The organism is Chthoniobacter flavus Ellin428, from assembly GCF_000173075.1.
Taxonomy (GTDB): Bacteria; Verrucomicrobiota; Verrucomicrobiia; order Chthoniobacterales; family Chthoniobacteraceae; genus Chthoniobacter; species Chthoniobacter flavus.
Map to the genome: position 1 here is coordinate 303,824 of NZ_ABVL01000003.1, position 17,155 is coordinate 320,978.

Here is a 17,155-nt window from a genome sequence, read left to right on the forward strand (position 1 = left end):
TTTCCCATTCGGGTTGATTCGCCTCCATTCGCGGTTTTTTAGTCCCCAAGCCCTCGCACACTTCTTCTCTGCGCCTCGGCGGCCTCTGCGTTTAAAAATTCTTTTGGTTGCGGATCCGCCGCCCTGGGCCATGGCCCGTCGTTCCTCCAGTTTCACTTTCCACTCCCTTCACAGCCTGTTTTACTTCCGTCCATGAGCAGGCCCTTCCTGATTTTCACTCTCCTCGCGGTTTTGTTCATGGGCCAGGTATCTCGGGCCGACGAAGCGGCGGACAAGGAGCAGTTGCGGGAAATCGAGAAACGCTCCGCGGCTTCTCTCGTGAACGGAGATTTTCAAATGCTGGGCAGCATTTTCGCCGAGGAATGGACGTTGGTCAGTGACGACGGCCAGGTGTTGTCGCGCCAACAGATCTTCGGTCAGCTCCGGAACGGCGACTTGAGATTCACGTCTTATGCCTTGGGTGACCTGGACCTCCGGATTTTTGGTGACACGGCGATCGTCATCGGCCGCGGCGCCCCTCATGGGGAGTATCGCGGTGAGAGATTCGAGACGAACGAACTTTTCACCGATACCTTCATCCGCGTCGGCGGCCAATGGCGCTGCATTCTCAGCCACACCTCGACGCTGCCGCAATAAAAGTGGTCCTCCACGCCATTGACGCATAGCGTCGCACGACGGCAAATTGGGAGGGAATGCCAGCATCCGAAAAGCAAATGTCGCCAAAGGAATTGAAGTTCCTGCTGCGGCTGCGTGTGTGGTTGTCAGAAATCATTCGCCCGAATGAATTGCAGGTCACGCTCTTCTGGGCAGGCGTCATCGGCTTTGCCGGCGCGTGTGCGTCCGTCGCTTTTCGCAAGCTGACGGGGCTCGTCCACTACGCCTTCACCCAGCAGTACAGCGGCCTGGTGGAGAGCTTCGAGCATCTTCGCCCCTTGCAGCGGCTGTATGTGCCGGCGATCGGCGGCGTGCTCGCGGGGCTGACCATTTTTCTCGGGGTGCGCTGGGGGCGCCGGCGGAGCAGCACGGACTACATGGAGGCCATCGTGCTCGGCGATGGCATCATCTCCTTCCGCTCCAGTATCGTGAAAAGTCTCTCGGCGATGTTTTCCATTGCCTCAGGCGCGTCGATCGGCCGCGAAGGCCCGCTGGTCCAGCTCTCCTCGATGATCGCTTCGCTCATTGGGCGTTGGCGGAAAACGCCCACGCTGCAACTGCGCCTCCTGGTCGCGTGCGGCGCGGCGGCCGGCATCGCTTCGGCCTACAATGCGCCCATCGGCGGCGCGCTTTTCGTCGCGGAGATCATCCTGCAATCGCTGGCCATGGAATCGTTCGGCCCGCTGGTTTTTTCCTCGGTCGTCTCGACCCTCACCGTGCGCCAATTGCTCGGCGAACAACCGCTTTACGAAATCGCTTCCGTGCATCTCGGGTCGAATTGGGAAATCCTGCCGCTCATGCTACTCGGGCTGGTCGCTGGCCTATTCGCGCCGTGGTTCCTGCGCCTGCTGCGGGCCAGTGAGCGAATGTTCTCCAAGCTCGCCCTGCCCACCTACGTGCGCCTGGGCCTCGGCGGGTTGATCGTCGGCCTGCTCGCCATCTGGCAACCGGAAGTGTGCGGCAATGGCTACAGCGTCGTGAATGAAATCCTCCACGGCAATTTGCTCTGGCAGGCGCTGGTCTTCATCCTCCTCTTCAAGCTCATCGCCACCGCCGCGACCTTTGGCTCCGGTGCAGTCGGCGGTGTCTTTACTCCCACGCTCTTCGTCGGCGCGTGTCTCGGCGACCTGGCCGTGCACGCCGCGCAACCTCTCTGGCTGGGCACGCCGCTCAATCCACAGGTCTTCGTCGTCATCGGGATGGGCGCCTTCCTCGCCGCCACCACGCATGCGCCGATCATGGCCATCATCATGCTCTTCGAGCTCACGCTCGACTATCAACTCATCCTGCCGCTCATGCTCGCCTGCGTCATCGCCCACTACGCGTGCCTGGCGTTTGAAAAGAAATCCATCTACGCCGAATCGTTGAAGCGCAAGGGCGGCGAGATTTACCGCAAGCAACTCGCCGAGCTCAGCGTGGCTGACATCATGAAGCCGAACCCGGTCAACGTCGACGAGGACGCCGACTTCCGCTCCATCGCGCAGAAATTCATCTCCCACCGGTTCCGCTACCTCTACGTTACCTCCGTGGATGGCGGCTTCCGCGGCGTCATCGCCCTGCACGATGTAAAAAGTAATCTCACCCAAAGCGAACTCGCGGAACTGGTCATCGCCCGCGACCTCGTGCAGGAGGATTTTCCCACCATCGCCCCCGACGCCAGTCTCGTCGAAGCGCTCGAACGTTTCGCCCGCCACGACGGCGAGCGCCTCCCCGTTACCACCGGTGCGAACCGCAAACTCATCGGCAGTATCTCCAAGAGCGACCTCCTCCTCGCCCTCGCCGAACGCACCAAGGACCCGCATCAGACCGCAGACGCGCCGAGTAACGGCGCGGTAGCGGTGGTGGAAGGGTGAGGGCGAAGGATGAGGGATGAAGGCGGAAGGATTAAGAAATTGGCGCATCGCGAATTTTCGAAAATCGCCCTGCGCCCAAATGCTTCTCTTCATCCTTCTGCCTTCATCCTTTCAAAAGGGCATGCCCGGCGAGACTTGAACTCGCAACCTGCGGTTTAGAAGACCGCTGCTCTATCCAGTTGAGCTACGGGCACAAAATACTTACAATAAGCTACTTACGATCAATTTAAATTGACAGATTTTCCGGCTTGTAACCCGATTTAGTAACCCGGTAAAATTTTGGCCGTCATGAGCGACGATCAAACTCTCACTAAGGTTGCGGAGTGTCTTTACAGGAACAAGCACGGCACGTATTTCGCGCTTCTTAAGGTCCGGGGCAAGCAAATCAGACGTTCGCTCAAAACTGACGACTCCGCCCTGGCGCGGCGACGACTGGCCGAATTCCGGACAAAAGCGCATGGCCTGACAGGGGACGCGCGCACCATGACGTTCAATCAACTCGCCAAGCGCTGGCTGGCGTTCATTAAGCCCGACCTGCGGCCCAGTTCGCACCGTCGCCTTTCGGGGATCGTCGAGACCGTGAAGCCGTTCTTTGCTGGTCTCCCGGTCCGCTCCATCGGCCAGCCGCAAATCGAGAAATGGAAGATCAAGCGCGGCGGGGCGGTCAGTGCGCGAAGCTTCAACTACGAGCGGGAAGTGTTGCGGCGGCTTTTCGAGTATGCGCGGGGCAATCTCCGCATCATCTTGGACAATCCGGCGCTCGACATCAAAAAGCGCAAGGTCGGTAAAGCGGAGTTGGTGATTCCCACGAAGGAGCAATTTCGGAAGTTGGTGGAGACGCTGCGCGCAGAGCCTCGCGTGAAGATCGCAGCGGATTTCGTGGAGTTCCTCGGTTACTCGGGTTTGCGGTTGACCGAGGCGACGCAAGTGCGCTGGCGCGATGTCAATTTTGATTCGGAATTGCTGCTGGTCACTGGTGGCGAGCAGGGGACGAAAAATCACGAAGTGCGAACGATTCCGCTTTTCCCGCCGCTTCGTCGGTTGCTTGAGCGTCTCGCAGAGAGTCAGCCAAAGCGGACGGATTCACACCGGCTGTTTCCGTTGGACTCCGCGAAGACAGCCATCGGCACGGCGTGCAAGAAAGTGGGCCTGCCACACTTCGGCCATCACGCGATGCGCCATTTCTTTTGCTCGAACGCCATCGAGGCCGGTTGTGATTTCAAGGTGATTGCCGGCTGGCTTGGGCACAAAGACGGCGGTGTGCTAGTTGCGCAAACGTACGGCCATCTCCGCAACGAGCACAGCACGGCGATGGCCAAGCGAATGACCTTCGATGTGCTGTCTTTGGCCTAATTGAAAACGGGTGATGGAAAATGTCCCAGATAATCAAGAGCAAGTGCCGTGGTATCAACGGTGCTTCGAGGAACTTGGTGTGCTCCCCGAGAACCTTCCAGAACCTCAATGGCTCGAAGGCGAGTGGCCAGAATGGGTTGCACGCGCCAGTCGTGAGGTTATGAGCGCCTTTCTCCCCATCGCCGAATTAGGGAGCGAGCTGAAGGCCACCCCGCGTATGCTTGGGGGAATCCTTGGCCATCAAATAGCGGCCTTCAATGCGCTCGTAGAGCCGACTAGCAATTCTGAAAAGATCACTATGGGTATGTCGATCCTGCTGCAACCTGCGGGTGGATTCCCGGCTACTTACGGCGATATTTTGGGCGATTACGCTGAGCAATTGGCTGATGCTATGAAACGCGCTTGTGCTTATGCGATCGACGCTGACTACGCGGAGTGTAGTGAGTTTTTTTCTGCATTTTCGCAAGGAATGAAGCAAAGCCCATCGGCGTCCGAACGGACAAATACACGCATCCTTCTCGCGTTAATGGTCGGATGGCGCGTCTACGGGAGATTCGAAAGCGTTCGCGCTGTCCACGAAGCCTTTTGCAAAGCGATGGGGCCGAACCTCGCAGGGAACTTCAAGCGATTCGAGAAATTGTGCCAGCGCATCGGCTTCAAATTGCGTAACCGCGGGCGTCCCAATGGCTCAGTAAAGAAACGGAAATTCAGACACCGGAAGAGGTAGGGCTGTCGGTTTTAAGCGGTCGCAAACCCGGCAGGGTCTGCGGCCATGAAAGCACCCAATATCTTCGCTGACTCCTCCGGGAGATTAGCGCTCACTCGGTATGAAGCCGCGCAATCGCTCGGCATCAGTCCATCGCAAATTGACAAGCTGACGAAGCGCGGCTTGCTGCGGCCGTCTCGCGCAACTCGTCGCCCGCTCTATCCCGTGCAGGAGCTTCTTCGCTTCCTGCGAGACACAACCGCACAACTGGAACTCGAAGGAGACGGCGTTTGCGGCGCGTAAGCGCCGCTACGCCGTCCCTTTGCTTTAGCGGAGGTCATTCGTATGGCGGAAGAGGTCTATCCAGTGGGAGTGCCGGCGCGGTTGGAGCAAGACGGGGCCTGGGACGAGTCGGGCGCTTTGCGCCCTTCCTTGTCTACGAGTCACAACTCAAACGAGGCGGAAGATTCCGGGAAAATCAGCGAGGCTTTCACCCTCAACGGATCACAAAGGAAAACGGCCTATGCGTTGGAAAATAACGTAGCGCGAATGTTCGAGGAGGCGGGGCTTGAACGGATCGGCTTTCTGACGCTGACCGTGGGCGATTGGAAAAGCTGTGCGGAAGCAGGCTGCGTTTGCCGTCACGAGGGCAATGCCCATTTCGTCCAGGTGTTCGATCCCGCGGAGGCATCGCGGCGAATCAATAGCCTGACCACCGGTTTCCTGCGCGAAACCTTCCCTCGGGCCGTCATTGTCACGGAACGGCATAAATCCGGCGCGATTCATTTTCATCTGATCGTCGAATGCCGGGAAGACATCCGCACTGGATTTGATTTCACTGCGTTCAATGCAAAACATGGTTACAAAAAGAGCGCGTCACAGGCATTGCAGCGGCTGTGGGCGCTGTTCCGTGAGCGGCTTCCGGGCTACGGGTTTGGCCGTGCGGAACTGTCGCCGATTTGCAAAACCGGTGAAGCTATTTCTCGCTATGTCGCAAAGTATGTCGAGAAGAACGTTCTTGCGCGGCGACCAGAGGACAAAGGGAAAAAGCTCGTGCGTTACATGGGCTGGCACGGTTCGCAGATGCGCCCGAATGATTTCTGTTGGGCGACGCCGGGAGCCTGTGAGTGGCGCACCAGAGCGCGGTCCATAGCGGCGCTGCATGGCATAACCGAGATGCATCAAGCGCGGGAGGCGTGGGGCGCACGATGGGCGTTTCGCCTGACTGGTGTCATGTCTGACCTCATCAATTCGGCTCACCTCCTGACCGATACGGAGTTCACGAAAACGGCCCGCGATTGGTCAGGGGACGTGATGATTTTTCCCGATTGGTGGCGGGACATCGAAGACCGCCATCGTGACGAAGCGTTCGGCTTCGAGCTCGAACCGATTGATTTCTGCATTATCGAAGAGATGCAGGCATTCTGGGACGCTCGGCGATAGAGCTCCCTACGGCGACAGCCGCCAAGCGTAGCGCGGAGCATGTTCCCCCCAAACACGCAGAGGTTTGAGGAGGGCGCGTAGCCCTCCTCTCGTGCGCAACTGCAACGCGACATCCATCAGGGATGGATTGAGGAACCGCACCTTGCAACGAAGACGCTCCGGCACGACTGTGGCATGCCTATGAACGACGATTCCGAAGCCGCGGCCAAGCTCTCCAAGGCGGTCCACGACATTGAAGCGTTGTTGCACCCTCCAATCGCGCAACCTGCCACTACCCAGCCTGCGCCGCTTGCGATACCCGCACCGTCCGGCTCAAAGGTGAACAGATTTTGTTCGATCGTTTTCATCGTTGCGATCGTCAACTTCGTTGCGTTCCTGATTGGGGCTTCGGTGCTTCGGGGCGACGCAGTAAATGGAAAGACGGAAGCGGGACGATATTATGTGGCCGATCACGGAAAGCTGACGGAAGTGTCGAAGGCCGCTTTCACCTACAGCCGCTTTCACTATTACACGTTATGGGTCACTCACCCTATGGCAATGATCTGCGCCCTGGTATGCTACGTGCCGAAACAATCCAAGCGAACAAAGTGAACCTGTTCTGCGTGATGGCCGCTGCGCATCAGCACACGTGCGGAGCGGAAACCGCAGCTCGATTCGTAACCCGAAAAAGTAACCCGATTGAAAATTTTGGGAGTTTTCGGGAGGACTCGGAAAGACAATCAATCGCCCGCGAATCAAGCGCCCATCGGCTCTGGCGGACTGTGGAGGATTCGGAGCGATTCGGGCGGAAAATGGCCTGAAAAAATTAGAAGACCGCTGCTCTATCCAGTTGAGCTACGGGCACAAAAGCGGGCCGCCGAGTCGGCGGCAGCGCACGCACTATGTCGCGCGAGTCGCTCTCCAGAGCAAGCCTGTTGTGCATAAGCATGTGAACAGTCCTCCGTCGAGGAGGCTGCGCGGACTGTGCCGACCGATGCCTTTTTCTCAAAATGTTGGCTGGCTCGTATCGAAACTGCGCGTTTTCCTGCGAGCCACGTGTGCTTCATTCGCTGCGCGATGGGTGTCCATGTTGCTCCGGCGGCGTGGCCATTGACCGGGGCTGGAAGCGATGCCTTGCGCTTCGAGGAATTCAGCAGCACGGATCTCGCCGGCCGGGTGCTGGACGTGAGCAAACGCCACCCGATCTCAAAACAGCTCTCCCCAGCAGATGCGGGCGCGATGTCGGTGTCACGAATCCTTGGCAGCTCCGATCAATGGCAGCCGGGAAGGTAATGGCGAAGCTCATTTCGCCGGTGCATTAAATTCAATCCTAATTGCAGGTTACTGCATAGGTGCTCGCTTTCTGTTCGCGCCACCAGGCGGCAAAGTGGGGCGCATTCCTCCCTCTATGAGAATACGATTGCTTCTGCCTCTCATTCTGCTGCTCGGCATCCTTATGCCGGCGCGCGCGCAGCTCGTCTGGTCGTCCTACAACACCAGCGGAACACGGGTCAGCGCCAGTGCGGCGACTTACGATAACTCCGCTGGGACCTATACTTTCACCATTCCGGCAAATACGACTTATACACTGGTCACCACGAATTTTGCGCCCGTCACGCTGGCGGCGAGCCAAACGCAGACCCTTACTTTCACGCTGATGGCGAGCGGCGGCTTCGGCGCTACGGGATCGCCGGTCATCAACAGGCGATTCGTAGCTTATGGCCTGTTCAATTATGGCGCGACCGCCCCGGGAAACGCCGGCGCATTCACGGACGACGTCGGGTTGTGGACCGATTCTTATCAACAATCGACCGGCATTGCGGCGGAAGTTTTCGGAGGAACCAGCACCACGGCGAATCTACTCGGCTACGCCAGCGGGACGCAGCTGGGCGCGGCGGTCGGACCGGGTTCCGGGGCGGTGGGCCAGTTTACCGATGGCAGCAGCACCAATGTGACCTTTCGCCTGGTTGAAAATGTCGGCGGTTCGGCCAGCATTGGGGCTGGGACCAGCACCTCGGCCGCGGGCGTGTGGTATGCGGACGCGGCCAGTGGAGGAACGACGTTCAACAGAACCATCTACAGCGCAAATGCATCGATGCCCCAAGGCGCCACCACATTCAACGAATTCGCTTTCATGTTCTTCAACAGCACCGCGAGCAGCGTGACGCTGACTTTGAAGAACATCGCCGGACTCACGCCGCCACCGATCATCACCACCCAGCCGCCCGTCGCATCCTCCGTGAGTAGTGGTAGCAACTTGACCGTCTCCGTGGTGGCGTCGAGCGCGACCGGCTACCAGTGGCAGAAAAGCACCGACGGTGGGACGACGTTCACGCCGATTACGGGTAACGCGACCGCCACCACGGCATCGCTGACCTTGAGCAATGTAACCAATGCGGATGCCGGCTTATATAACGTCGTGATCACCAATGGTGCTGGCTCGACCACGAGCACCAGCGATACCGTCACCATCACCTCGAGTGTGGTTGCGCCGTCGATTTCGACCCAGCCGTCGGGCGCCACGGTGCTCGTGGGGGCCGCGGCCAGCTTCACTGTGGCGGCAAATGGCACTACACCACTCAGTTACCAATGGGGCAAGAGCACGGACAGCGGAAACACCTTCAATGACATCGGCGGCGCGACGAATGCAACGTATTCAATCGCCAGCGCAGCATTGAGCGATGCCGGCAGCTATCGGGCGACCGTGACCAACAGCGCCGGGAGCGCGACAAGCAATGCAGCGGTGCTCACCGTACAGCAAGCGCCGGATATTTCCACGCAGCCGGTGGCCGCGACGGTGGCCTCCAATGGAACTTACACCCTGTCCGTTAACGCCAGCGGGACACCCGCGCCGACTTATCAATGGCAGCTCAATGGAGTGAACATCGCCGGAGCCATTTCCTCGAGCTACTCGATCAGCAACGCCGCCGGTGCCAATGCCGGCTATTACTCCTGTGTCATTACGAATGCCGCGGGTGCCGTAACGTCCAGCGCCGTTTATGTCGGGGTTCTTTCATCCACAATGAGCCTCTCGTCTCTCGCCCCAGCGAATGGCGGGATTGGCAAAAACCGCGATGTGCTCCTGAAGCTGACCTTCAATCAACCGGTGAGCGCGGGCAATGCGGGGCGCATCGTCATTTACGATGCCTCGAATCCAGCTACGCCCGTGGACACCATCGATATGTCAACGGCAACTACGGTCAATCAATTCGGCACGGCATATCGTTACATGCCCAAAACCATTGGCGGAGTGAATTTCAATTACATGCCGGTCACGACGAGTGGGAATACCGCCACGATCGCGTTGCACAGCAGCACGGTGCTCGCCTATGGCAAAACATATTACGTCAATATCGAGCCGGGTGTGCTGCTCGATTCCAACGGGGCGACCTTTGGTGGCATCAGCGACAACGCCACCTGGACGTTCACCACAAAATCCGCGGGGCCTGCGGCCAATGCAGCCAGCATTGCCGTGGCGGCGGATGGCAGCGGCGATTTCGATACGGTACAGGGTGCCGTGGACTTCGTCCCCTTTTCGCCGGCCAACACCATTCCACGGACGATCAACATCGCGAATGGCACCTACAATGAAATCGTCCGGCTGCGCACCGGGCAGAATCTGGTGACAATGCAAGGCCAGAGCCAGGCGGGGACGGTCATCCAGTACCTGACAAACAACAACACGCTGATCAGCAACCCGACGAGCATCGGCCAGCGCAGCGTCTTCGGCGCTGACCCGAATGATTTCACGATTCAGAACCTGACGATTCGCAATAGTACGCCCAACGGTGGCTCGCAGGCCGAAGCCTTCTGGGTCGGAAACAACGCCCGGGGCATGACAGTCTGCGCGGTAAATATTTTAAGCTACCAGGACACGGTGATGAGTAATGGGGGACAGGCCTTCTTCACCAATTGCTACATCGAAGGCAACGTGGACTTCATCTGGGGCAGCGGGTTGACGTTTTTCGCCAACTGCGAGCTGAAGATGGTCGGGCTGGCCAGCGGCGGGATTTATGTGCAGGCGCGAAATTCGCCCTCCACATTCCCCGGCTACTTTTTCGCCAACTGCAAACTAACCTCGGATGCAACCGTGGCGGCGAATGGAACCTATCTGGCTCGCGTAGACCCGACGGCCTCTCCCGCGAGCCAGGTCGTGTGGATGAATTGCCAAATGGGCCCGCACATCATTTCGTCGGCTTGGCAACTCAACAACGCCACGACTGCGCCCAGCATCAAGTGGTGGGAATATCAAAGCACCGATCTCACCGGTGCGACGCTCCTTAATGTGAGCGGGCGACCCACTTTCAACAACATTGCCACCGGGGTGGGAACGAGCACGGTGTTGGCGAACCAGCAGATCGATTCGCCGAGCGCCGCCTATTACAGCGATGCGAGAAACGCGATCGGCTGGGCCCCGTTGCCCGTGATCGGCACGCCGCCGGGCTCGCAAACTGTTCTGGCGGGGCAAGGCGTGACTTTCAGCGTGGCGGCGACGTCCCCGCTGGCGATGACCTATCAATGGTACAAAAACAACGTCGCCATCGGCGGCGCCACCGGAGTGTCCTACGCGATCCCAAGCGCGGGTTCCTCGGATGCGGCCAACTATACTGTAGCGGTGACCAATCCCGCAGGCACGGTGACATCCGCCGCCGCGACGCTCACGGTGAACGTTCCTCCGCAGATCACCAGCGCCAACGGCGCGGTCTTCACGGCGACGCGACCGGGCAGCTTCACGGTGCAGGCGAGCGGCACACCCGCTGCGACGTTTTCGGCCACGGGACTGCCGTCTTGGGCCAGTCTCGACCGCAATACGGGCGTCCTCACCGGCGTACCGTCCAGCACCGTAGGAAGTCCCATCGCCATCACCATCACTGCGAGCAACGGCATTTCGCCGGCAGCGACCCAGACCTTTACGTTGGCGGTGCAATGGACATTAGCCACTTGGCAGAGCGCGAAATTCGGAGCCAATGCCGGGGACTCGAGCATCGCCGGCCCTAACGCGGACCCGAATGGCAATGGTATTTCGAACCTGCTCGAATACGCGCTTGGGGGAGATCCGCTGGCGGCCGGCGCGGCGGTATCGTTGCCGGTCGTGGCGCCGACGGTCAATCTTTCAGACGGTCAAACTTACTTGGTGATGACCGCCACGCTCGACCCCACGGCCAACGGTATCAGTATTTCCGGCGAGGTCTCATCCGATTTGCAGACGTGGAATAGCGGAACGAATTACGTTCAGATCGTCAGCGATATCACTGTCGGCGGTGTGCGGACGCTGACCCTGCGAGACACAACACCCGTGGCCGGCTCTGCACAGCGGTGGATTCGACTGGTGGTCACACAACCTTAGCCGAGTCCCGGCGCGTCGCGTTTATCACCGGGAGGTGCAACTCGAACGCCTGTCCGTTTCCTCGACAGTAGGGATTCGTGATCTCTCCGCTTCTTTCCGTTTCAACATCAATTGCCACCCCGCGCGGAGCAGACGGCTCTTCCTTTCGCGGAGGAAAGAAGCCGAGGAACGGTTTGAGGGAAACCGTGGGTTCCCTCTCGTTTCCCTCGGTAGAAACTCCAGACGACGGGAAAGAGGAAAATCGCCTTCCGAAATCTGTGTTCTTCGTGCTATCCAAACGACGTGAGAAGTCGTCTGTCGTACATTGCAAATGCGTTGCTAGCGGCGATATCGCTATCTTTGAGTGGCTGTGCAGCGCGGCAGTCAACCGCGGAGCAATATAATCCGATGCCGCAGCTTTGGGCAGAAACCGTAGCTGAGATGAAGCTCCTCAAGAAGATTGAAGCGACTCAGACACAATGGACTAAAGCGGCGAACGATGCTTCTGCGATTAAAACTTTCGCTCAGCTTCACGGTGCCATCGGAACCGCGGGCGGAACAACCGCGGAAGAGGATGAACGCCTGAGGGAACATCTTGAGGGTCTTTTTCGCACCTCTCATCAGACGATTCTTTTTGGGTGGGAATGTGATCACAGTGAAATCGTTTTTTTCGATGTGAAGGGCCGACAAAGGTATGCATATCCATAACGCGCCGGGGTCGTGGTGCGGTGCGATTGTTCGCGGAACAGCATTTGCAATTGGCACGGGTTCTGGCTTGGCCTCGGGAAATCCACTCCCGTCGCTGGATGGAGTCCTTTCGGCGACAGCCGCCAAGCGGCGCGCGGAGTGGCCCACGTAGGTGCGGAGCCATGTCCCCCGAGAGAAGGGGTTTGAGGGGAACCGTGGTTCCCCTCTCCATCGCACACCCGGCGGTACGCCGCACCAATTGCAACAGGTGGAAAAATAGTGAACTATTACCGCTTTCTCGAGGGACCGGCTTCCACCAAAGAGAGGTCAGAGAACCACGCTGTCCCCATTGCCGGACCCGAATAATAGCCTAGACGAGGCCCTACTTTGACAGTATCGGCGGCTCCGCTGTCGAATTCCAAGGTAACTTTTGTCCAACTTCTCGTTCCGGTAATGAACGGTGAATGCTCAAATCCGCCCTCAAGGCAGAGAGACGCGCCATCCTTGCCTACGATATCTTTGGTTTTGATATAGCCTGTGAGTCGATAGTGCGTCTTTGGTTTCACTTGGATGGCCTGTCTTAAGATGCTGTCATCGCCGGATGCGTTATTAATGCGGATGGCGGCTTTTTCGCCATGTTTTTCGATGGCATCGATCGTTGCCTGACCGCGATCATGGGCGCTGTGGAACTCCCAGCCGTTTTGTCCGTCGGCAAAGGACGGATTTGTTAGGAGGTTGGGCTTCGCGGTTGTAGAATCTTGTCCGTAGGCAGCCGCTAAAGTGCAGCAGGTGAGCAGAGCGAATGCTAGTTTGCGATTGTTCATGTCCTTTTGGAGGGTTTCGAGTTGCTTCACAAGTAGTGGTGTCTCTTCGACTGTCCACTCGTGAAAGGTGTCATCCAGCCTTCTCAAATCATGAGAACACCATATCGACCGCAGGGTTGAGAATTTTATTGAGAGAGTCAACTTTTGAGTTTGCGGCCAAGGTCCACTGGGTGTGATTGAAAGTGGTGCCGGTGATCAGGCAGCTTTGCGGTCCTGCCAGAAGGATTCCCATAGTTGGTTGGCGCGGATGATGCGCAGTTGGGCGAGAGCATGCGCGTTGTGGGACAACCAAGCGCTGCCCGGCTTTTTGAGGCGAGCTTGCAGGACGTGTTTGTGTCCGGACTCGATCAAGCCTGAGCCGATCGGTAGTTCGCGAGCCAGCGCTTTCGGGTAATCGAGGTATGGCCGGCGCCTGGAGAGATAGCCATGAGCGCTCCGCACCGGAGCTTCCTCGTCTGGGACGGTGGCCGGCTCGAGGTCGGCGGCCAAAGACGCGAGCACCTTGTCCGCCGCACCCCGGCGCAACCGCTGCTGCTGGGTATGCAGCCACCTCCGCGGGGCCTGGGGGCGGCAGGATTCGGCGGCCGCGGCCAGATATTCACTGACGTGAAAGAAGTCGATGAGCAGCTCGGCTTGATCACCAAACGCCTCCTGGCATTGCCGACGGATCCAGTCCGCACCATCGGCCACCACATGCAGCCGGGCATTCAGCGACCAGCCGGCGTCACGCGCACAATGTCCCCAGCGCCGTCCGGTTTCCTCCACCGTCAGGAATCCCGCCGCATACGTCGTGTCGACACGACCATGGGCCCGCGCTGCGCTCAGGCGCATTTCCTTCCATTCACGCGGACGTGCTTGGGTGCGTTTGCGTCCCTCAGGCACCGTGCAGATCATGGTCCCATCAGCCTGCGCTACGATATACTCCGGCCCCGTCTTGGGCAGCACACGGAAGTTCTCGCGATAGTGAGCTTCCAACTGGGTCACCGCACGCGCCGCCTGTTGCAAGGTCGCGTCGCGCACGGCCGTCGCATTCAATTCGAACCCGTAATGTTCCTTGAGGCGCTGGCCGCATTGCCGAAAGGAATGCTCCGCGCCAAAATCGCTCAAGACCCGCTGTAAACGTCGGGACTTGCCACGGGCCGTGATGGCCGTCCGGCCCAAAAAGGGTCGCAGATAGCTCTGCCCTGGAGCCTGCCAAATCCGCTCCTGCAGGCAGACCGCTCCAAAGCTGCACCACCAACTCAGGGTCTTTTTTTTCGCACTCTCGCCCTTGGCGTCTTTTGCCGAAGATCCTCCGCCGCTTGCTCTTCGGCGCTCTGCGCCCAAGCCTGCATCGCCTTGTTCCCCAAGCGCCGCACTTCGGCGACCAACCACTCCTCAATCTGGTCCGCCGTGCCGCTCGGGGATTCCGTCAGGTCCAGAATCGCTTCAAATCGCTCCAGCAATTCAGGGTGACTGCGCAGTTTCTCCAACAATTGTTTCTCCCGCTGGGGATCGGACGACTGGCCATGAGTTGTTTGCATGGACGATCACATTTAAGCACCTGCACGCAAAAGTACACATCATTGTCAGGATGCCCAACCAGCTGGCACCACTTTCAATCACACCCCTTATATCGGGGTTGTCAATCGGGTTCAGAGGCAGGCTGTCCCGGAGGGACAGAGGGATTTAGCCGGGGGTACAGCGAGCTTGCGAGCGACACCCCCGGAACACCTAACCATTACCCACATCTTTTTTGGAGGTCCCGCGGAGAGAAGAAGTGCCTGCGAATCACGCAAATCACGCGAATAAAATCCTCCTCATTCGCGTTATCTGCGTGATTCGCGGGCCCCATCCGCAGTCTTTTTGAGATGTGGGTAATGCTTAGCCGGAACACGCCCCCCACATGGATGCGCCCCGGAGGCGGCGCAGGAGTCCTTCGCTCGCAGGAGATTCCTCCGCCCCTTCAGGGCGGGTCCGTGGAGGGACGGATATCCGGTGGCTGCGCCTGTTCGCTGGAAGCTCACAGGCTTGCACACCGGCTAAATTCCGTTGTCCCTCCGGGACAGTCTGCTGCTCCGCCAACTCAACCCGATCGACGCCGACTGAGATGTGGGTCAAGATCAGGTCATAGTCCGCCGTTACAGCGCCTACTGCTGCGGCGGCCCAGGCTGGCGCTTGCGCAACGTGATGCGCTTCAGCCGCGCGTCATCCGGCGGGCTCCAGGTGGCGATCTCCGGGTCGTCCTTGAAGGCGTTGTGCACGATGCGGCGCTCGTAGGCGTTCATCGGCTCGAGATGATACGGCCGGCCCGTCTGCCGCACGATCTCGGCGAGCTGCCGCACGCGATGCGCGAGGTTGTCATCCTTCATCTCGCGCCAGTGCTCGATATCCACCTGCACCTTGAGCGCGCCCTTGTCCTTGGCCTGCAGGAGACGATTCAGCAGTGTCTGGATGTCCTCGAGCAACGCGCCGTTGCGGCCGATGAGCCGGTCCTTCTCTGCGGTATAGACCTGCAGGGTCAGCCCGTGCTCGTGCTCGAATTCCTTGATCTCACATACGAAGCCGAGGAGTCCCAGCATCGTATCGAGTGTCTCGCGTGGGTTCAGGCTCATATGGAAAGCGGGGGGCTATTTTTTCTTTGGCAGCTTCTGCAACGTAGGCAGTGCCTGGTTGCGTGTCGCGTAAAGTTGCACAACAGAAACCAAATTATTCACTGTCAAGTAAAGCGCCAACGCGGACGCATAGTTATAACAGAACAAAACAAAGATCAGCGGCATGATCATCATGATCTTCTGCTGCTGCGGGTCGCCGGTCTTCGGCGAGGCCTTCATTTGCCAGACCATGGTGGCCGCCATGAAGATCGGCAGGATGTTCACCGGGAAGTCCAGCCCCGGGAGGTGGAAGACCGTGTCCGGCTGGGAAAGATCCTGCACCCAGAGGAATTTCGCGTTCCGCAATTCCACCGCCTTGCCGAGCATGTTGTAGAAGCCGAAGAAGATCGGCATCTGGATGAAGGCGGGCCAGCAACCGGCCAGCGGATTCACCCCATACTCCTTGTAGAGCTTCATCACCTCCGCATTCATCTTCTGCGGATCGTCCTGAAACTTTTCGCGGACCTCGGTCATTTTCGGCGAGAGCGCCTGCATGCGCTTGGCGGCCTTGGTCGCCTTGTTTTGCATGGGCCAGAGGATGGCCTTGATGAGGAGCGTGATGATGATGATGGCGATCGCGTAGCTGCCGACCCAGGCATGCAGCGAGTTCAGCGAGTAGAGCAGCACCTTGCTGAAGAAACCGACGAACGGCCCGAGGAAGCTGAAGATGCCGCCGAAATCGGAGAACGCGAGCACCTCCACCTGGCCGTCCGGCATCGTTTTCAGCCGGCCGTATTCCCGGGGGCCGGTGTAGATGTGGAAAATCTGCACCTGCATCTGTCCCGGCGCGAGAGTGAACCCGGGCATCCCAAGCGCGCCCTCAATCCCATATCGGGCACTCGAACTTCCATCGGCGTCGTGGCTGGTGGCCTTCCAGACGTCATCGCTGATTTGGAAGCGTGTCGCCCAAACGGAATTTCCGCGCTCCTTGGAGGGAGTATCCTTGTTTTCCGAATCCACCTGGGGCGTGACGATGGTGGTGAAATATTGGTCCGCGACCGCCGCCCATGGGATGCCTTCGTGGGTGGCGGTGTAAGTGCCGTGTTCCTTCTTGAACATGCCGCCCGAAAACCACGTGACATCGACAAACTTCGCGCCCGGCCATTTGAAGCCGGTATAGTCGATCCGATCCTTCTGGTGCACCGGTGCCGCCGAGCCGGTATTGACATAATACGCCGGCACGGTGATCGGCTGTTTGCTGCGATTGTCGAAGACCAGGCGCATCGTCACGATGTAGTCCTTGTTCAGGTTCGTGGACTTCGGGACGTTGAACTTCTTGGTGAGATGCAGCCCACGCTCGTCGCTGCCCTCGAACGTGATCACCCCCGCGGGAAGATCGGTCGCGTAGTGAAAGGCAACGTTGGAAATCTGACCTGGCAGATCCGTCACCGAACCGATCGGCATGTCGCCGAATTCGTTCAGCGTCATGCGCGTGCCATGCTCGGCCTCGTGCTTCTTGAGCAGCGCCTTGGCAATCCCCGCGCCGCGCGTGGTGAAAGTGTAAGCGACCGAATCGGTATCGAGCGTCTCGGTCTTTTCCGGCACAGCGGGCGCGGCGGGTGCCGCCGGTGCCGCCGGTTTCGTCTCGCCCGGTGTGCCCGCAGGCGTTCCGGCCGGCGTTCCAGCGGGGGGCATTGGTGGCCGCCGTCTTTTTCGCCTCGGCCTCCGCGGCCTTGGCCTGCTCAGCCTGTTGGGCG

General features: G+C 59.1%; 14 protein-coding genes and 1 tRNA gene. 9 read left to right on the plus strand and 6 right to left on the minus strand.

Annotation, left to right across the window (positions count from 1 at the left end; genetic code table 11):
• Window positions 1–192: 192 nt before the first annotated feature.
• Entirely contained in the window at window positions 193–636 is a 444-nt protein-coding gene (locus CFE428DRAFT_RS33135; protein WP_006978731.1) for a nuclear transport factor 2 family protein, read from the plus strand.
• Between the two features lie 56 nt (window positions 637–692).
• Window positions 693–2,507: a ClcB-like voltage-gated chloride channel protein gene (locus CFE428DRAFT_RS06745; protein WP_083805014.1), complete on the plus strand. Its 1,815-nt coding sequence runs from the start codon at window positions 693–695 to the stop codon at window positions 2,505–2,507.
• Window positions 2,508–2,627: 120 nt separating this feature from the next.
• On the opposite strand, the gene CFE428DRAFT_RS06750 is transcribed toward CFE428DRAFT_RS06745, so the two are convergent.
• Window positions 2,628–2,701: transfer RNA gene (locus CFE428DRAFT_RS06750), tRNA-Arg, on the minus strand.
• Window positions 2,702–2,990: 289 nt separating this feature from the next.
• Between CFE428DRAFT_RS06750 and CFE428DRAFT_RS06755 the strand changes: the two genes are divergently transcribed.
• The 7 genes from CFE428DRAFT_RS06755 (at window position 2,991) to CFE428DRAFT_RS06790 (ending at window position 12,022) form a co-directional block, all read left to right on the plus strand.
• Window positions 2,991–3,860 (plus strand): site-specific integrase, encoded by an 870-nt coding sequence (locus CFE428DRAFT_RS06755; protein ID WP_162145244.1) that lies wholly within the window; start codon window positions 2,991–2,993, stop codon window positions 3,858–3,860.
• A gap of 13 nt (window positions 3,861–3,873) precedes the next feature.
• Complete coding sequence (locus CFE428DRAFT_RS06760; RefSeq protein WP_006978734.1) at window positions 3,874–4,587, plus strand: hypothetical protein; 714 nt, start codon at window positions 3,874–3,876, stop codon at window positions 4,585–4,587.
• Between the two features lie 324 nt (window positions 4,588–4,911).
• Window positions 4,912–6,009, plus strand: coding sequence for a hypothetical protein (locus CFE428DRAFT_RS06770; protein ID WP_006978736.1), 1,098 nt, complete (start codon window positions 4,912–4,914; stop codon window positions 6,007–6,009).
• 180 nt (window positions 6,010–6,189) lie between these two features.
• Window positions 6,190–6,600, plus strand: coding sequence for a hypothetical protein (locus CFE428DRAFT_RS06775; RefSeq protein WP_131990164.1), 411 nt, complete (start codon window positions 6,190–6,192; stop codon window positions 6,598–6,600).
• 372 nt (window positions 6,601–6,972) lie between these two features.
• Window positions 6,973–7,281, plus strand: a complete 309-nt coding sequence (locus CFE428DRAFT_RS38225; protein WP_162145245.1) for a hypothetical protein — start codon at window positions 6,973–6,975, stop codon at window positions 7,279–7,281.
• Window positions 7,282–7,396: 115 nt separating this feature from the next.
• On the plus strand, window positions 7,397–11,335 hold the full coding sequence (locus CFE428DRAFT_RS33140; protein ID WP_006978738.1) for a pectinesterase family protein: 3,939 nt from the start codon (window positions 7,397–7,399) through the stop codon (window positions 11,333–11,335).
• Between the two features lie 282 nt (window positions 11,336–11,617).
• On the plus strand, window positions 11,618–12,022 hold the full coding sequence (locus CFE428DRAFT_RS06790; protein ID WP_131990165.1) for a hypothetical protein: 405 nt from the start codon (window positions 11,618–11,620) through the stop codon (window positions 12,020–12,022).
• A 266-nt stretch (window positions 12,023–12,288) separates the two neighbouring features.
• Here the strand turns inward: CFE428DRAFT_RS06790 and CFE428DRAFT_RS06795 are convergent, their stop codons facing one another.
• The 5 genes from CFE428DRAFT_RS06795 to CFE428DRAFT_RS33145 form a co-directional block, all read right to left on the minus strand.
• Entirely contained in the window at window positions 12,289–12,855 is a 567-nt protein-coding gene (locus CFE428DRAFT_RS06795) for a hypothetical protein (RefSeq protein WP_006978740.1), read from the minus strand.
• A 165-nt stretch (window positions 12,856–13,020) separates the two neighbouring features.
• Complete coding sequence (locus tag CFE428DRAFT_RS06800) at window positions 13,021–13,932, minus strand: UPF0236 family transposase-like protein (protein WP_006978742.1); 912 nt, start codon at window positions 13,930–13,932, stop codon at window positions 13,021–13,023.
• Window positions 13,933–14,066: 134 nt separating this feature from the next.
• Window positions 14,067–14,348: a hypothetical protein gene (locus CFE428DRAFT_RS06805; protein ID WP_006978743.1), complete on the minus strand. Its 282-nt coding sequence runs from the start codon at window positions 14,346–14,348 to the stop codon at window positions 14,067–14,069.
• 606 nt (window positions 14,349–14,954) lie between these two features.
• Window positions 14,955–15,419 (minus strand): Jag family protein, encoded by a 465-nt coding sequence (locus CFE428DRAFT_RS06810; protein ID WP_006978744.1) that lies wholly within the window; start codon window positions 15,417–15,419, stop codon window positions 14,955–14,957.
• A gap of 15 nt (window positions 15,420–15,434) precedes the next feature.
• On the minus strand, window positions 15,435–17,093 hold the full coding sequence (locus tag CFE428DRAFT_RS33145; RefSeq protein WP_006978745.1) for a YidC/Oxa1 family insertase periplasmic-domain containing protein: 1,659 nt from the start codon (window positions 17,091–17,093) through the stop codon (window positions 15,435–15,437).
• Window positions 17,094–17,155: the final 62 nt, after the last annotated feature.